The 18,352-nt window shown below is 36.2% G+C and carries 9 protein-coding genes; all 9 read right to left on the reverse strand.

Going from position 1 to position 18,352, the window contains the following annotated elements; all coding sequences use genetic code 11:
* Positions 1–329: 329 nt before the first annotated feature.
* Complete coding sequence (locus NLM59_RS04970) at positions 330–2,306, reverse strand: putative porin (protein WP_304416645.1); 1,977 nt, start codon at positions 2,304–2,306, stop codon at positions 330–332.
* A gap of 75 nt (positions 2,307–2,381) precedes the next feature.
* Complete coding sequence (locus tag NLM59_RS04975; RefSeq protein ID WP_304416646.1) at positions 2,382–3,869, reverse strand: RagB/SusD family nutrient uptake outer membrane protein; 1,488 nt, start codon at positions 3,867–3,869, stop codon at positions 2,382–2,384.
* 11 nt (positions 3,870–3,880) lie between these two features.
* Entirely contained in the window at positions 3,881–7,093 is a 3,213-nt protein-coding gene (locus tag NLM59_RS04980; RefSeq protein WP_304416647.1) for a SusC/RagA family TonB-linked outer membrane protein, read from the reverse strand.
* A 147-nt stretch (positions 7,094–7,240) separates the two neighbouring features.
* Positions 7,241–8,791, reverse strand: a complete 1,551-nt coding sequence (locus NLM59_RS04985) for a SusD/RagB family nutrient-binding outer membrane lipoprotein (RefSeq protein ID WP_304416648.1) — start codon at positions 8,789–8,791, stop codon at positions 7,241–7,243.
* A 13-nt stretch (positions 8,792–8,804) separates the two neighbouring features.
* Positions 8,805–11,978 (reverse strand): SusC/RagA family TonB-linked outer membrane protein, encoded by a 3,174-nt coding sequence (locus tag NLM59_RS04990; RefSeq protein WP_304416649.1) that lies wholly within the window; start codon positions 11,976–11,978, stop codon positions 8,805–8,807.
* A gap of 234 nt (positions 11,979–12,212) precedes the next feature.
* Entirely contained in the window at positions 12,213–15,086 is a 2,874-nt protein-coding gene (infB, locus tag NLM59_RS04995; protein ID WP_304416650.1) for a translation initiation factor IF-2, read from the reverse strand.
* A gap of 143 nt (positions 15,087–15,229) precedes the next feature.
* Entirely contained in the window at positions 15,230–16,645 is a 1,416-nt protein-coding gene (nusA, locus tag NLM59_RS05000; RefSeq protein ID WP_304416651.1) for a transcription termination factor NusA, read from the reverse strand.
* 2 nt (positions 16,646–16,647) lie between these two features.
* Positions 16,648–17,109, reverse strand: a complete 462-nt coding sequence (gene rimP / locus NLM59_RS05005; protein WP_304416652.1) for a ribosome assembly cofactor RimP — start codon at positions 17,107–17,109, stop codon at positions 16,648–16,650.
* Positions 17,110–17,232: 123 nt separating this feature from the next.
* Positions 17,233–18,330, reverse strand: coding sequence for an Omp28-related outer membrane protein (locus NLM59_RS05010; RefSeq protein ID WP_304416653.1), 1,098 nt, complete (start codon positions 18,328–18,330; stop codon positions 17,233–17,235).
* Positions 18,331–18,352: the final 22 nt, after the last annotated feature.

Below are 18,352 nucleotides of genomic sequence, written 5' to 3' on the forward strand. Positions count from 1 at the left end.
GATTGGAAAATGATGAATAAACATTGGGCTGTAAAAATTAATTATGCGGATAAAGAAGAAAAAAGATCTAGATAAACAGAAATGATTATGCGCATGATGGAGAAAAAAGCTCTTGTGCTTTTTAGAAAAAGCTTTTGAACTTTTTTAGAAAAGCTCTTGAGGTTTTTTGTAAAAGCTCTTGAGCTTTTTTCATGAACACTTGATTAACTTGCAACAGCATACGCATAATTGTTGATTATCAACAGATTAACCAATCACTACATTCCGCTAAATTGCAGATGAAAATTCATGAATTTTTAACGATAAAAACGCATGCTTATTAAGCACAACTACGAGAATAAGAACCAATGTATCCCTACTTGGATTTTGAAGTCACGGGCAGGCTGTAATGGTGTTGAAAAGTATTCGCCTCGTTGGAAAAATGAATTAAGATTTTCTCCTCGTATATAAAAGCGCATTCTATCTACTCTCATATTGAAGAATAAATCTAGTTGAGGATAGTTACCGATTTCTCTGGCATTCTCTCCCTGCAGAACAAATTCATTCATGATGGGGAAAAATTCGCGTGAGTTAAACTTGCTATAATATCTTAAAGTCAAACCGGTCTGAATGTGTGCATGATTTTTAAACTCCCAAGTATTGTAGTAAACTGTTCCTCTTGCCAAAATGCTGGGTAGTGGCAAAACATGGTCGTTGTCTAATACTTTTTGATATTGTGCTTGCGCGTCAATTCCAAACTTTCCGAATCTATAATGTTCGCGTGCACCGATACTAAAATAGTTGCTTGCACCTTCTAATTGTTCAACCTGAAAATTTGAATCAATATAAACAGGGTTATTTTGATTTAAAATTTTTCCGAATACAGATAGGCCTATTTTTTGTGAACTTAGCTCAGCGTAGAGTTCTTGCGTATTTTGGTTCTCAAAATTCGGATTGTAGCTATTAAAATCCTCATAAAAGCTTTGATGAGCAAAATAGTTCAAGGATGGCATACTTGAATTTAATTTAAGTCCACCTTCTAACAAATATCCCGTAAAAGGCGATAAGCGAATATTAGCGTTTAATTGATATTGATCGCCAAAATGATCCCCTGTTGTATAAAAAGCATCAGCATTTAAATCTATACTTTCAGACCAATCAAAATTTAACTTGGCTTGTAGTCCTATTCTGTTTTCCTTAATAGAAGCTGGAATCGTATAGTTTTCTAAAGCTAAATTCTCATCGAAATAAAGCTCCTTCATTTGATGCAATAAACCTCCTTCTACTGTAATTCTATCCGACCATTGATATCCTAGGGAGACTTTATTTTCTAATTCATCGAATTTTTTCCGATTACTTCTAGCTCCTTCTAAAACGTCACTATCATAATAACTCTCCCGACCTCGCTCTAAATATTGAAAAGCTTGATGTTTATAATTCAATTCATGTTTTAAATAAATAGGGAAATTATCACTAGCAATACTATCATTAGATTTATTGAACGATAATAAACCAAATTGATGGTCTAAATGAATTCTCCTTTCATCGAACAAAGATTGAGCAGATTGCATATTGATATACATACGCTCGCGATTACTAAAGTTTGGATTATCAGTAATAAAATCGATTATACTTTCATCTGTTAAGCCTGCGTTTTCTTGATTGTTTAAATCGTGTGTAACAAAATTAGCTTGTAGATGATAACGATTGTTTTTCGTCTTATAATTGGTAGAAAAGACAAAATTAGAGTTATTGGCTAATGAGTTGAGATATCTTCCCTGAGACTTTAAATAACGGTATTGAATCGCATAATTCCATCTAGAGTGTACATTATGTGCAAAGGTTGTAGATAAGAATTGACCTTCTTTTAAACCATTTTCGAGTATGAATTCTGTGATAGGCGTCTTTACATCATAATACTTGATGTCTTCTTCCTTCATATACATAAATGATTTACCCAGAGGCAGTAATTGTAAGTTATCGCTTATATCAACAGGCGATAAAGGGTTAAGTGCTTGTCCTAAGTTAGGAAACTGTTGTTTATCGAATAAATCTTGTTGATAAACATTCTGTTTATAAAAGTTGTCGATGTTGAGGATCGTATCCAATACTCTTTTGGATTTCTTTGTTGTCCAGTAGTTATAATCCCCAATGCTTGGATTATATATCTTAAGAGAATCAGCAGGACGATTTTCTTGGTTACCAGCTAGAATAGAGTCATTGTAGCGTTTTTCCTCATCGGAAAGAGATCTCCCATCCGGACGAAGAACAACTTGTGCCGAAGCGAAAACCGCAAGATTTAATAAACAAACTAAAATCCACCTCATAGGAGGCAAATATAAGACAAAAAAATAGCTGCCAAGTTAACTTGGCAGCTATTGATATTAAAATCCTCTTAAAAATTAATCTAAGTGTGGATTGTTTTGAATCTCAGACTGAGGAATATCCAATGTTAAGCGAGGATCATTATATTGGAATGACTCACCAGCGAAGAATAAGTGGTTAGCACCACGTGTTCTTGTTTCTTGGTTACGCTTCATAGACCAATAAGTTTTTCCTTCACCCCATAACTCAATTCTAGTTTGAAGTCTAATCTCATCTAATAAAGCTTGTCCTGATAATGCATCAATATAAGAAGCATCTTCAACTCTGATTTCCATCAAGTCTTTTAATGCTTGACGCGCACCAGCTTCACCTCCTTCAGCACCTGATTTTGCAGCTGTTTCAGCATACAATAAGTACATCTCCTCAATTCTCATATAGATGTAGTCAGTAACAACACTTCTTTGACCACCTGATACACGATCAGGAGCATAGAATTTACCAGTTGGTTTCTTTTGACCTAAACCAACGAATTGTTTCTTTCTAACATCGTCTGATGAAATTTGAGCATATAAATCATTATCGATTGTCTTAGGATCTCCTGCCCAAGCATAAGAGTAAGTGTACTGGTCTACTTGACCCCACCAAGAAACTAGGTCTAATCCCATTTCTAAAGTAACGTCTTGACCCCACATCCAAGCTGGTGAATTAACATCATTAAATCCACCGCCAGAAGCAGTTGCAGCATCATAAGCTAAATCTTCAGCTGATAATAATGGGAAGTTACCTTCATCCATAACTGCTTTAGTTACAGCAGCAGCTTCAGCATTACGACCCACAGCAGCATAAGCATAACCTAAAATACCTCTAGCAACATCTTTGTTGATGTCTCTTTTGTTTGATCTTGGACCATTCTCTAATAAGTCAACCGCTAATTCTAAATCAGCAATAATTTGGTTATAAACCTCACCTGTTGTACTTAATGGAAGCGCATCTAAATTTGCTTCTAACATTAATGGAACAGCTGGACTACTTAAATCACCATTGTCATTAACATAAAGGTGCATTAAGTTTAAGTAAGAATACCCTCTAATTGCTAATCCTTGACCTAGTTTAGCTCTTGATTCTCCGTCCTCTGGAAGAGCATTTAAATCATATCCACCAATTAGTGTGTTAGCTCCTCTAATGATTCTATAATAGTATCTCCAAGGCATGTAACTAGAGTTTGAAGTATAATCTACTGTTGCAGTATAGTTAGCAATGTAGCTATACCATCCATAAGTATTACCTGCCAATACCATATCACTTCCTAACATATCATAATAGATATCCCAGCTTTTTTGACCGAAGTCATCATGTCTAAGGTTTGTCCCCCCAGACCCAACAGTATACATTGTATTATACAATCCTACCAAGTATCCATCTAAAACCTCAGGATTACTTTGTCCCGCATTATTAATATCCTCCGAAGATAATTGGTTCGATGGTCTTGTTTCTAAATAATCTTCACTACAAGACACAAGTCCCGCTGCGAAAATAAATAAAGAAATTTTTATTAAATATTTCATTTTTCTAATTTTTAAAGTTTAACTCTTAGACCAAACGTAATGTTAGACAATGGAGAGTATTGATATGTATCAGATCCACCTGTAAAACTTGCAGAAGGATTGAATCCATCTCTCTCAGAGAATAACCAAAGGTTATCACCTTGTACATACATTCCTAATTCAGCCAATCCCATTCCTGAGATCATATCAGTTGGGAAATTATACCCAATTCTCACGTTATTTAAAGCAACATAGTCAGATTTTGTTAAGAATCTAGTTGACGCAGAAGTAAAGTTAGTATCTCCTGTAATGTTGTTTGATAATCTTGGTACGTTAGTAACGTCACCTGGTTGTTGCCATCTTTGCTCGATGTCTTGGTGCCAGTTGTTTCCTCCAAGTTCAGTGTTTCTCATTAATCCTGCATAAGCACTATCATAAGAATAACCACCAAAGCTATATAAGAATTGCGCACTTAGTTCGAAATTCTTGAATCCAGTAGCCAAGTTAAATGCACCACGTACATCTGGAATAGCAGTTTTGTCAATAAATTTCTGAGTTGCATCAGTATAAACTGTAGTAGTTGTCATTGCAACATTAGCAGAAGAATTATTAGACATATAGTCATACATAGAAGAAATTCTAACATCACCTTCATCAAACTGACCGTTTCCGTTTACGTCATCATAGTACATATTCCACATAGCAGCACCAGTTTGAGTATCAACTCCAGCCCACTCACGTAAGTAGTAGTCATATAAAGAACGTCCAGCAGCTCTACCGTAAGAACCAGCAATATCAATAAGTTTTCTTTCTCCTGTTCCAAGCTCAATTGGCATTTCTAACAACTCGTTGTGTAACAACTCACCATTAAATCCAACATTTAAGAAGAAGTTCTCTTTTCTTACAACATCAGCGTTTACGTTAAATTCGAAACCAGCGTTAAATAATTCACCATCATTCATGTTGAAGATTGCACCACCAGAAGATAAGTGTAGTCTTGATTCAAATAATAAATCTGTAGAATTCTTTCTATAGTAATCTAAATCGATATTAACTCGATCAAAGATTCTCATTTCAGCACCTACTTGGAACATTTTTGCACTCTCCCAAGTTAAGTCAGGGTTACCAAATGTAGATTGCGCGAATCCATACTCACCGTCCATTGCACTTGAGTATAAGTCAGCCCAAGGATATAATCCTAAACCTCTTTGCTCACCTGTTGTACCATAAGAAGTTTTTAACTTCAATCTGTTGAATACATTTTGATTTAACATGAAGTCTTCTTTAGACAACATCCAAGCTAAACCAACAGAACCGAATTCACCCCATTTTTCATTTCTAAATCTTGAAGAACCATCAGCTCTCATTGTTGCAGTAACAAAATATTTTCTAGCAAAGTCATAGCTTAACTGACCAAAGTAACTTTCAATTGTATAGTCATTTGTATAAGATGCCATAGAACCGAATTGGTTAGCATTGTTCCACTCTGGTAAATCAGGAATTACTAAACCAGATCTATATCCTAAGATATACTTATCTTCTAAAGCATTGTTCTCGTGACCTGCTAAAATCTCTAAGTTATGGTTAGAACCAAATGTTTTAGCATATCTCAACATTTCTAACATATTGTAAGAAAGTTGTTCGTTGTTTACTTTATAGATACTACCTCCTGAAGTTGCAGCCGAACCATAGTATGGGTTGCTTAAGTCATTGTAGTTATCATTCAAGAATTGAGAACCAAATCTTGTTTCTAAAGTTAAACCGTCATATAATTTAAAGATAAAAGATGCACTTGTATTAATGTCGTGTCTTTTAGCGTTGTTTAAGTTATAGTGAGCATCTGCAATCGCGTTAGTGTTAGCACCGAATCCACGTCCTGCACCTGCACCAAATCCGTAATCATACTCATATCCACCAAAGATTGGCTCAGGAATTTTATTTCCATCAGCATCTCTTGTAAATAATGGGTAAATAGAAGGAATGTTATCAACGAACCAGAATACACTTCCTGAATCCTCAGACTGTCCGTTCATATTCGTATCAGAGAATGAATATGATAAATTCACATTTGCATCCATCCAAGGAGCAACTTCGTGAGAAACATTCAATCTTGTTGATAAACGATCGAAGTCAGATTTAACTGAGTATCCTTTTTCATCTAAGTAAGAGAATGAAGAGTAGAAAGTAGTTTTATCTGAACCACCACTAAATCTAATTGTATTCTCTGTTCTGATTCCTGGGCTAAATGCATAATCTTCCCAATTTTCTGGCGTATACTTTCTGTTAACACCACTGTTAAATCTTCCTGTTGCAGGATCGATTAAGTTAGCACCAGCAGCATCCCACATATTATACATTGGGTCAATACCAAAGTCACCACCAAATAAGTTAGCATTAGCAAATGCAGCAGGATCTGCCTCACCATTTAATGCTCCATAGTTTTTCAAACCTTCCCATCCAAGCTCCATATAGCGCTCTGGATTCTTAATTGTATTATATCTAGGTAATAAGCTCATATTGAAACCAACTTTACTATCGAAAGTAATTTCTGATTTACCTTTCTTACCTTTCTTTGTATTAATCACAATAACACCGTTCGCACCACGTGCACCATAAATAGCAGTTGCAGTCGCGTCTTTCAAAATAACAGTGTTTTCAATATCGGCAGGGTTAATTGAGTTCAAGTAACCATCGTGTGGAATACCATCTACTACATATAATGGAGCTGTACTACCATTTACCGAACCAATACCACGAATTCTAACTGATGAAGAACTACCTGGCTGTCCAGATCCAGTTACAACAACAACACCCGCAGACTCCCCTGCTAATGCTTTAGAAATGTCTGATACACTTTTCTTTTCAATTTGTTTAGAATCTATCACATCTGCAGTACCTGTATAGGCATCGTCAGTTGTTGATGAGTATCCTAAAGTAATCACATCAGATAAACCGATGGCTGCATCACCTAAAACTAATTCCCCTAAGTTCATACCTGTAACTGGAAAAGATTTTTCCGCTAAGGTGTTAGGGTTCATAATTGATAGGTTGTCTCCTACAGAAGCATTAATATTAAATACTCCTAAATCATTGGTCTCTGTTGAAACTCCCGTTTCATCCACAGTTACGATCGCTCCCGTAACTGGACCAAAGTCGTCCACCACTACCCCAGACACCTGCGCATACGCGAAGGATGTAAAGAGCAACAGTGTCATCACACTAAAAACTAAATTTTTTGTCCTCATATATTATTTTTTAATAACATTTAATTACAAATTACTAACATTTATTTAAGAAATACAAGTTTTATTGTAAAGAGATTGTATACAACGACTTTAAGGCATAAAAAAACCGCCTCTGAGGAGGCGGCTTTATATAATATCTAGCTTAGATTACGGCATCCACCATAATTTGCTTTCCATCGTATCACCATTTGAAAGTCTACTTGATGCTTCATTCACGTTTGCTTCATTCAAACTAAACTCTCCTTCTGGATATCTAACTCTATAAGGCATATGATTGATTTCTGGTAATGGATTAAATACATATGTAGTAGTTCCATCAATTTCCAATCCTGTACCACCTGGTAATAATAGAATGTCACCATCTGGGTAACCTGTTCTTCTATATTCTGCCCAAGCTTCTTGAGGCTGCATATATAAGGCAACGTATTTTTGAGAAATTACGTTTTCTTTATTTGCCGCTGGCAAACCTGCAACGAAGGCATCAACCTTAGAAGCCTCAACACCCCATTTTTCCATAGAAGCTCTAACTCCTTGCTCATAGTATCCTTGATCCCATCCGTTTACCTCTGATAAAATGAATAGAACTTCTGAATACTCCATTAAGATCTCTGGTGTATCGATTGAAATCACTTGGTTACTAGCAAAAGATAAACCTGCAATAGGATTGTTAGCAGACAATCTATTTTCTGGTAATCCATAAGGCATACCTTGATAGTCATCTAAATCATCACTTGGGGTATATCCGTTTGAACTAACGTTAGCAACAGATGTTCCCGCTGGAGCAGCCATTTGCTGTAGTCTTGGATCGTAACCAAATTGGCCATTATCACCTTTTAATAATCTAATGAATCTATCGTTCACCGCAAAGTCTGTACGTGCATCAACAAAGAAAGTTGCCCAAAATGGATTACCCTCTGAACTTGAAGTTCCATATGTTTGAGCCGCATTATCAGCATTTGATTCAAATACACCATCATTGATTGCATCTGTAATATGTGCCTGAGCTGCAGGCAACACACCCTTAACTCTGTTAGCAATTCTCAAACGAAGTGAATTAGCAAACTTTTTCCATTTAGATGCATCTCCGTCATAAATTCCATCACCAGCTCCAAATACAGGCTGATCTAATGTAAATTGGTCGTTCGCTTCGCTCAACTCTTTCAACAAGTCAGCATAGATTTTAGACTGTGGCGCATATACCGGTGTTGTAGTCTCTTGAATATTCAAGGCTTGGAACTCTGGATCGTTTGAACCATAAGACCAATAAGGAACATCTCCCCAATGATCTGCTAAAGTCATAAATGTATAAGCTAACATTACTCTTGCAGCAGCAATTTCATTTGGCGAAGTCGACAAATTTTGCTCAGATGCAATTTCTATAATTTTCTTAAAGTTATTAGCTGCAAAGTAAAGTTGATTCCAACCACCCTGTGTTGTAGTTTCACGATATAGATATCTATCTTCCTCTATATAGTTTATCTGAGCGCCATATTGTACCCATGGCGAAGTTAATCTCGCTGCCATCCATCCATCACGGGTGTTATCCATTACCCTTTTGGTGGCTCTATTAAAGATGGTATAAGTTGGTACCATCTCTGGATCATTCGGATTCTCATTAACTCCTGCTAAATCCGAATCGCAAGATGTGAAGGTCATGAGACCAACTAATGCAAATCCTATTATTTTATTGTATTTCATTTTGTTCAATTTTTTAGAATTGTAATTTTAAATTCATACCATAAGTTCTAGTTGGAGGTAAACTACCACCCTCTAAACCTTGGATGTTACCACTACCTGTAGTAGTTTGCTCTGGATCGAAATCTTTGTTATCCAATCCCCAAACTAATAGGTTTCTACCAAAAGCAGTTACATCAACTCCTTTGAATGGTCCGATTAAATTTTGAGGTAAAGAATAAGTTAAAGTTACATCTCTTAATTTGAAATAATCTGCATCAAAAATGTTTTGAGATTTTGGTCCAACATAATAGTTGTATCCGTAATCAGCCGCAGAAATGTTAGTTGTATTTGCAGCCGTATTCGTTACTGAATAAGTTCCGTCACCATTTGGAGTAACTGTACCTGTAACACCTGGCAATACGATTCCATTTTCACGGATTCCGTTAGCAGCTGTTGCTTCTAACATACCACTATACATACCCCACATGTTTGAAACTGAGTAGTATCTACCTCCTTTTTGCATATCAATTAAGAAACTTAAAGAGAAATCTTTATAGTTAAATGTGTTTCTTAATCCCATGTTGTAATCTGGTAAAACTGAGCCTAAATCTTTGATACCAGTACTTGCATACATACCATTAGCTGATACTACTGGATTTCCAGCGTCATCATAAATAAAGTCAGTACCTCTAATTTGTCCATACTCTAATCCTTCTACTGCCCATAATTGTGCACCAAAGATTCCATTAACAATATTTAAAGCTGGTACGTCCTCATTTAATTTCTCTACCATGTTTTTGTTCTTAGCAAAGTTCCAAGTTAAATCCCAACTAAAGTCTTCTGATTTAATAGGAGTTACTTTTACTAAAGCTTCGATACCTTTGTTACTCATCTCTGCACTGTTTACGAAAGTAGCGTTACTACCTGTAGTAGGCGTTACCTGAACTGGCATTAATAAGTCTCTAGAATATTGATCATAATATGTCACGTCAAAGAATACTCTTCCTTTGAATAAAGACATTTCCATACCAATTTCCCAAGAATCAGTTTCTTCTGGAACTAAGTTTTCGTTTTTCTTAGTTGTATTTAAAGAGAATGTTGGTGATCCTACGAAGTTACCACCTCCAATAAATGTATCTCTTAAGTTATAAGGTGACGTATCATTACCGGTTCTTGCCCATGCAGCTCTAACTTTCCAAAATCTCATCCAAGGTTGGTTGATAAATTCTGATAACACAACACTTGTACTAACTGATGGGTAGAAGTATGAGTTGTTATCCGCTGGTAAAGTTGAAGACCAGTCATTTCTAGCTGTTGCTTCAACGAATACATAATCTTTATAGCCTAATGATAACATACCATATAAACTGTTCACTCTCTTCTCGCTTAAGAAGTTTTGAGTTGTAGGATTATCTTTACTATTACTTAAGTTATAAATTCCTGGTACTACTAATCCACCACTCGTTGCAGATGATAAACTTTTGTATTGCTCATCTCTAATGTTACCACCAAAGAATGAATTCACACTAAAATCTCCGTAATCCTTGTCATAGTGTAATCTAGCTTCGTAGTTAAACTCTCTAGCAACTCTATTAATAGAACTAAATCCAGAAACTGCTTGAGAACCTACGGCTACTCTTTCAGAACCTGTCATAGTATATCCATCACCATACACATTACCTACAGCATATAAGTTATCAGTAATATCATATTGTAATTGGAAGCTACCTAGGTATCTATTTCTCTCATCTTCAGCTGTATTTTCATAAGCTGTCCAATAAGGGTTGTCTGAATATAATGGACTTGCATTATTCCATGCTGTTCTGTTCCAAGTTTTTTGGCTACCATCAGCATGCTTATAATTTTTAAGTCTACTATAATCTAACTGTCTTTGACCCCATTGTAACATTTTTTGCATCACACTGTTATCTCCATAACCTACTTCTGGTCTGTTGAACGCATTTGTGTTTACATAGGTAATATTACCTTTTGCTGATAACTTATCAGAAAATTTAGTAGAGATATCTGTATTAAAAGAGCTCTTATTCAATTTTGAATTTGGAAAGAATCCATCTACATATAAATTAGAGTAAGCGATTCTAGCACTTGTTCCGTCAAAAGACTTGCTAAATGCCACACTATTGTTATAAGAAACACCTGTATCGAAGAAAGTCTCCGCGTCATTCTCAGGAGCTACCCATGGTCTTGGTCTCAAGTAATTTGCAGCATCATCTGGATCAAAAGCATCCCAATGTAAAACTGAAATATTAGGGTTATACTTTGGCCCCCAGCTTTCATCTAATTGATATTCAACTAAATTATATGTTTGCCCATTGATTTCTTGTGTTTGGAAAGAGTCCATAGACCCTGCACCATATTGTTTCTGTAATTTAGGGAACAAACTTACACTCTCGAATGAAACACCTGTGTTAAATTCAATCGCATCTTGTTTAGTTCCTTTTTTAGTAGTAATCAATACAACACCATTCGCACCTCTAGAACCATATAATGCAGAAGCAGCACCACCTTTTAAGACAGTTACATTTTCTACGTTATTTGGATCGATATCGAATCCCATATCACCATAATCACGACCACCTGCACCTCTTTGTGCATTTGTAGAGTTAAAGTTGGAGTTGCTGATTGGCACACCATCAACAACAATTAGTGGTTTATTCTCTGCTGTAATAGAAGCTGTACCTCTTAATAACATTCTTGCAGAACCACCCATGTTACCACTTGGTGTAGAAATTTGCACACCGGCAACATTACCAGAAAGAGAAGCTAGTGCATTATTACTCTTAGAAGCATTCAACATGTCTCCATCTACTTCTTGAGCTGCATAACCTAATGCTTTCTTATCTCTCTGAATACCTAAAGCTGTTGCAACTGTAGCACCAAGCTCAATCGCTCCACCTCTAGAAATTGATACATTATACTGATCGTTGTTCCCTACAGCGACAGTTTTGGTTTCAAAACCAATAAATTCAATAGCGACTTGATCGCCTTGATTTACACTTAAGGAGTAATTACCATCTGAGTCGGTATATACTCCGTTGTCTGTTCCTTCCACATATACATAAGCATCTGCGACAGGAAAGCCATCCGAATCTGTTACTTGTCCTGTAATCATCTTTTGCTGAGCCATTACGAAAACGGATCCAGCTAAAAGGATTGCAGTAAATAGTAACTTAATGTTTGTCCTCATACATTATAGTTTTTATAAAATTTCAATTGCTAATGTAGCATAAAAATTATATTTATGAAACTTTTAACATGTTAAATTAATAAAACATTTATTTTATTGCTAATTTGATAATTTAAGTAAAAATATGAGTTCTTTCATTTTACTATCATCAAACATATTCGGAAAACATAACAAATGTCATAAAAAAAGCCGTGAAAAAAATTTCACGGCTTTAAATATCTATTTTAAAAAAGTTTATTTCAACTTTTTCTTAATCTCTTTAATTGAGTAGGCTTCTATAATATCGCCCACCTGAATGTCATTAAAGTTTTTGATGTTAAGTCCACATTCGTAACCTTTGCTCACTTCTTTCACATCATCTTTATAACGTTTCAAGCTAGCTAATTCACCATCGTGGATTACAACTCCATCTCTAATTAGACGAATCTTAGAATTTCTATAAACCTTACCATCTAATACCATACAACCTGCAATCGTACCGATTTTAGAAATCTTGAATGTTTCACGGATTTCGATGTTACCTGTAACCTCCTCTTTCAATTCTGGAGATAACATACCTTCCATCGCTTCCTTCACATCGTTAATTGCGTCGTAGATGATAGAATAAGTTCTGATTTCCACTTCTTCTTTATCAGATAAATCTCTTGCCGTACCGTTTGGTCTAACATTAAATCCAATAATTACTGCATCTGAAGCCGAAGCTAATAGAACGTCTGATTCAGTAATCTGACCAACACCTCTGTGTAAGATATTTACATGAATCTCTTCGGTTGATAACTTCTGAAGTGAATCTGTCAATGCCTCTACCGAACCATCCACGTCACCTTTCAAGATAATATTCAACTCTTGGAAGTCTCCTAATGCGATTCTTCGTCCGATCTCGTCTAGCGTAATATGCTTCTGAGTTCTGATCGTTTGCTCACGTTGTAGCTGACTTCTTCTTGTTGCTAAGGACTTAGCTTCTCTTTCGTCTTCGAAGACTCTGAAGGTATCCCCTGCCGTTGGTGCACCATCTAAACCTAGAATGGTAACTGGCGTAGAAGGACCTGCAGCCTTAACTTGTCTACCTCTTTCGTCTAACATAGCACGAACCTTACCGTGGTTACTACCCGCTAGGATATAATCACCCACTCTTAAAGTTCCGTTTTGTACCATGATGGTAGAAACATATCCTCTACCTTTATCTAATGAAGCTTCGATAACTGTACCAGATGCCTCGCGATTTGCGTTGGCTTTAAGTTCAAGAATTTCCGCTTCTAATAATACTTTCTCTAATAACTCATCAACATTTAAACCTGATTTAGCAGAGATGTCTTGAGACTGAATCTTTCCACCCCAATCCTCAACTAATAAGTTTTTCTGAGCTAATTGATCTTTTACTTTTTCTGGGTTGGCTGCTGGCTTATCGATTTTGTTAATCGCAAATATCATTGGAACCCCAGCTGCTTGTGCGTGGCTAATTGCCTCTTCGGTTTGTGGCATGATTTGATCATCAGCCGCAATAACGATAATAGCAATGTCAGTTACTTTCGCACCCCTTGCACGCATCGCGGTAAACGCCTCGTGACCTGGTGTATCTAAGAAAGCAATTTTCTTCCCTTTTTCCACCTCAACACTATAGGCACCGATATGCTGTGTAATTCCACCAGACTCTCCAGCAATTACGTTGGCCTTTCTAATGTAATCTAGTAAGGATGTCTTACCGTGGTCAACGTGACCCATTACTGTTACGATTGGCGCTCTAGGAGATAAATCTGCTTCGGTATCTTTTTCTATATCATCAATTGCCTCTTCAATATCAGCATCAATGAATTCTGCATCGAATCCAAATTCATCAGCAACCAATTCAATCGTGTTTGCATCTAGTCGTTGGTTCATGGTAACCATAATACCTAATGACATACATGCTGAGATAACATCCATTACGTTAACATCCATAAACGAGGCAAGCTCTGCAACGGTAACGAATTCTGTTACCTTTAATGTCTTGTCTGTTTCTTGTTGTAACTGCTCTTGAGCTTCTTGCTCTTGGCGTGTTCTTCTCTTATCTCTTCTGTGTCTAGAAGCTCTAGATTTACCACCTTTGTTGGTTAGTTTCTCTAAAGTCTCCTTAATTTGCTTCTGTACTTCCTCTTCAGTTAATTCAGAAACATCTTTTCTAACCGGTCCTCTTGGGCCACCACGACGGTTACCACCTTTTTTAACGTCGTCTAGCTTAACATTCTTACGAATACGCTTTCTCTTACGTTTATTCGGTCCACCGGCAGCAGACTTTTCTTTTTCTTTTTTCTTGTCTTTAAACTGTGACAAATCGATTTTACCAACTTGTCTAACACCATCTAGCTTTTTGTATTTAGTTTCTACAACTTCGCTTCCTTCTTCTTTTTTCTCTTCTGCAGCAGGTGCATCAGCTTTTTTAGTTTCTGGTTCAGCTTTTTTAGTTTCAGCCTTTTTAGCTTCCACTTTTTTCTCTTCAGCTTTTGGTGTTTCTTTTTTAGGCTCTTCCTTTTTAGGTTTTGCCTTTTTAGAAGATTTAGATTTTGGCTTTTCAGTCGGAAGTTCGATTTTACCAACTTGAGTAAGACCAGAGAGTTTCTTTCTTTTAGAAATTGTTTCCTCTTCTTTTTCCTGAGCAGGCGCCTCTTTAGCTGCAGCTTCTTCTGCCGCTTTGGCTTCCTTAGCTTTTTGTTCTGCTAAAGCTCTTTCTTCTTCTAACGCTTTTTCTGCCTTTGCTTTCTCTTCAGCTTCTTTTTTGGCTTGCTCTTTTTGGCGTGCTTCTTCTTCGGCTAATTTCTTAGCTTTCTCTTCTTCTGCTTTTTTCTCAGCAGCTAATTTTCGAGCTTCCTCTTCTTCTTTTGCTTTCTTTTCAGCAAGTCGTTTCTCTCTCTGTTCTTGTTCGAACTTGTTAATTACGACCTCTTCAGAAGCTTCTCTTTGAAGACGATCGGCATCAAATTTCTTCACCAAAACCTCGTAGGTCTTAGCGTCGATTTTTGTAGTTGGTCGCTTTTCGACTTCAATTCCTTTTTCTTCTAAATAACTAACAGCTCTGTCAATAGAGATATTTAATTCTTTTAGAACTTTATTTAATCTGTAAGATGCGGGCATATATGCGCTTTGTTTCTTATGGCGTGCAAAGTTAAGAAGAACTTTGCACATTTAATTGTTTTAACTTATAATTTCGATATTTAACCGTTTTCACGGTTAAAGAAAATTTGATTCAAGAGAAATTTTCTAAACTCTTAACCTACTTATTCTTCTTCGGATACATCCTCTGAGTCACTTGTTACTTCATCCTCCGAATCTGTAACTACCGCTTCATCGGCATCTTCTGTAGACTCAACCTCATCTGTATCTTCTGTCGCAGCTTCTTCAGCTTCCTCATCTTCTGATGCACTTGCTTCCGTTGCTGCATTTTTATTCTCGTCAGACTCGTCGTTAAACTCTGCTTTAAGAATTTGAATAACATCTAGAATCGTTTCCTCTTCTAAATCTGTACGGTTAATCAAGTCATTTACATCTTGTTCTAATACAGATTTAGCTGTATCTAAACCAATTTTTCTAAATGCCTCAATTACCCACTCGTCGATTTCATCGCTAAACTCTACAAGTTCAACATCCTCGTCTTGTGGAATATCTCTAAAGATATCAATTTCTTTGCCTAAAAGCTGAGAAGCTAATCTAACATTGTATCCACCTTTTCCAATTGCACGTGAAACCTCTTCTGGTCTAACGAATACCGCGATGTGATTTTCCTCCTCATCAATTTCCATTCTAGAAATTTGCGCTGGACTCAATGCACGTTGCGCCATTAATTGTTCGTTGGTAGTATAGTTGATAACATCTATGTTCTCATTTCTAAGCTCGCGAACGATACTGTGGATTCTAGATCCTTTCATACCAACACAAGCACCAACTGGGTCTACTCTATCATCGTAAGACTCAACCGTTACTTTAGCTTTCTCTCCTGGGATTCTAACCACTTTTTTGATTGTAATCAAACCATCAAAAATTTCAGGAATTTCCTGCTCAAACAATCTTTCTAAGAACATAGGCGATGTTCTAGAAAGCATAATCTGTGGTTTGCTTCCTCTTAAATTTACTTCGTGGATAACCGCTTTAATGGTTTCTCCTTTTCTGTAGAAATCAGATGGAATTTGTTGATCTTTGGTTAAGACCATTTCATTCTGCTCCTCATCTACAACAATAACATGACCTCTACGGATGTGGTGAACTTCTCCACTCACAATCTCACCCACCATGTCTTTAAATTTCTCATAAATATTAGCATTATCATGCTCCATGATTTTACCAACCAGGGTTTGTCTTAATGCCAATACAGCTCTTCTTCCTAAGTCACTAATTAAAACTGACTCAGACACATCCTCACCAACCTCGAAATCATCCTCAATTTTACGAGCATCAGTTAACGAAATCTCAGCTGTCTCATCTTCAACCTGATCATCTTCCACAACAACTCTATTGTGCCAAATCTCTAAGTCACCTTTATCTGGATTCACAATAATATCGAAGTTATCATCAGAACCATATTTCTTCCTCAATACAGTTTTTAATGCTTCTTCTAGAATCGCCATTAAGGTAATTCTATCGATGTTCTTTTCGTCCTTAAATTCGGCGAAAGATTCTATGAGTGCATGGTTATCCATATTTATATGTCTATTTGTATAATTGCTTTTACTATGTTTTCATAAGGAATGTCAACCGATTTTTGTACGGTATGCTTTCCTTTTCCTATTGGTTTAGGCTCTCTTACTTTCCACTCCAAAGTAACTTTCTCTTCGTCTGCGGAAACTATTGTTCCTTTAGATTCTCCTTCTTCAGTTTGAATCTTAATTTTTCTACCGATATTCTTCTTAAACTGTCTTGGTTGATCTAAAGATCTCGACAAACCAGGCGAAGAAACCGTTAAGGAATAATCCTCTACATCTCTATCTAAATTTTGGTCAATATGTCTGCTGATTCTCACTACTTCATCTATAGATAAACCATTATCTCCGTCCACTAAAACCTCAATTTTATTGGATGGCGACACAGACCAATCCACCAAAAATAACTCTGGATTTTCGGCGATAGCCTCATCTATAAGATTCTGTATAACAGCATTTTCCATTTAAAAACATATTTTATTTAGAACAAAAAAAGAGCCTCGAATCGATGCTCTTTTAGTGATTTCATTCCCTAAAAACAGTGCAAATATATGAAAATATAGTGGAACAGGGAAATTATATAGCTTTTAATCAAAATCTACATCTTCCCCTATCTCAGCAAATTGCACGTTTATAACCTCGTTATTCTCATTCCCCATCACAAAGGCAACTAAACTTAAATTTTCTCGGTTTTCAATGTTTGATGGTAAATTAACATCAAAGTTTCTTGTATATAATGAATTGGTTGAAATTTCTGACGCAGGAATTTCATCTCCAAATACATCTGTGTATACCTTCTGCAACACATGGTTATGCTCAAAATTAGCAATATTTTGTGGATAATTACTATACTCACAAGCAGGATCTCCTGTTCCCGCGAAATAGTTCACCTGATTATAAATCAATCCGTCTTCTAATAAGTAAACCACCAACTTAGCATTTGGAATCTCGTCTACTACAAAACCAACCTTAACTTGAAACTGTAGATTGTTTCCGTTTAATTGTGAATTGATAGCCAATCCCAATGGAGCAGGTTGATCTAGGTATGGTTGAATTAAATCGTGATAATAAGCTTCTTGAGTACCGCAGAAATCAATTATATAATTTTCCACATATAACTGTAATGGATTGATTCTCTGAATTTGAGCTTTTGGCAAACCTGTCGTTTCATATTCCGCTTGTAATTGAGCTTGGAATTCGAATTGATATGGATCGTCGTCACAATGAATTGCCACCGGAATCACATTAGAACTATAATTCACAAAATGGTTTAAAACATTATTCATTCCTGGGCAGTACCCACACCAAGTTCCTGTATAATCTTCTACTAAAACTTTTTTGGTGTAAGTATCAGGAATTACTACTTCTTCTAAACTCTTAAAAGTAATAGTTGACGATGTATGACCATTCCATGTAGCGTAAACTTGATTTTCTTCATTTACTTCTGTTGGTACAAAACTGCTGCCTTCAATTTGCTCTCCATTTACAAAAATATCTGCAGTAGACGTAACATTTCCATTGTTTTGGGAAACAATTGTAAAGTTGATTGTCTCGCCCAAATAGACTTGTTGTTTGTTGGCAGAGATAGTTAGTGTATCTGGAACAATTTCCTCTTCAGTCCCACAAGAGAACATAATTAGAGCAATTGCGATAAATGATAAAAACTGAAGCAAGTTTCGTAGCATAATTAAAAGTTTGAAGTAATAT

Source organism: Profundicola chukchiensis (assembly GCF_029664245.1).
GTDB lineage: Bacteria > Bacteroidota > Bacteroidia > Flavobacteriales > Weeksellaceae > Profundicola > Profundicola chukchiensis.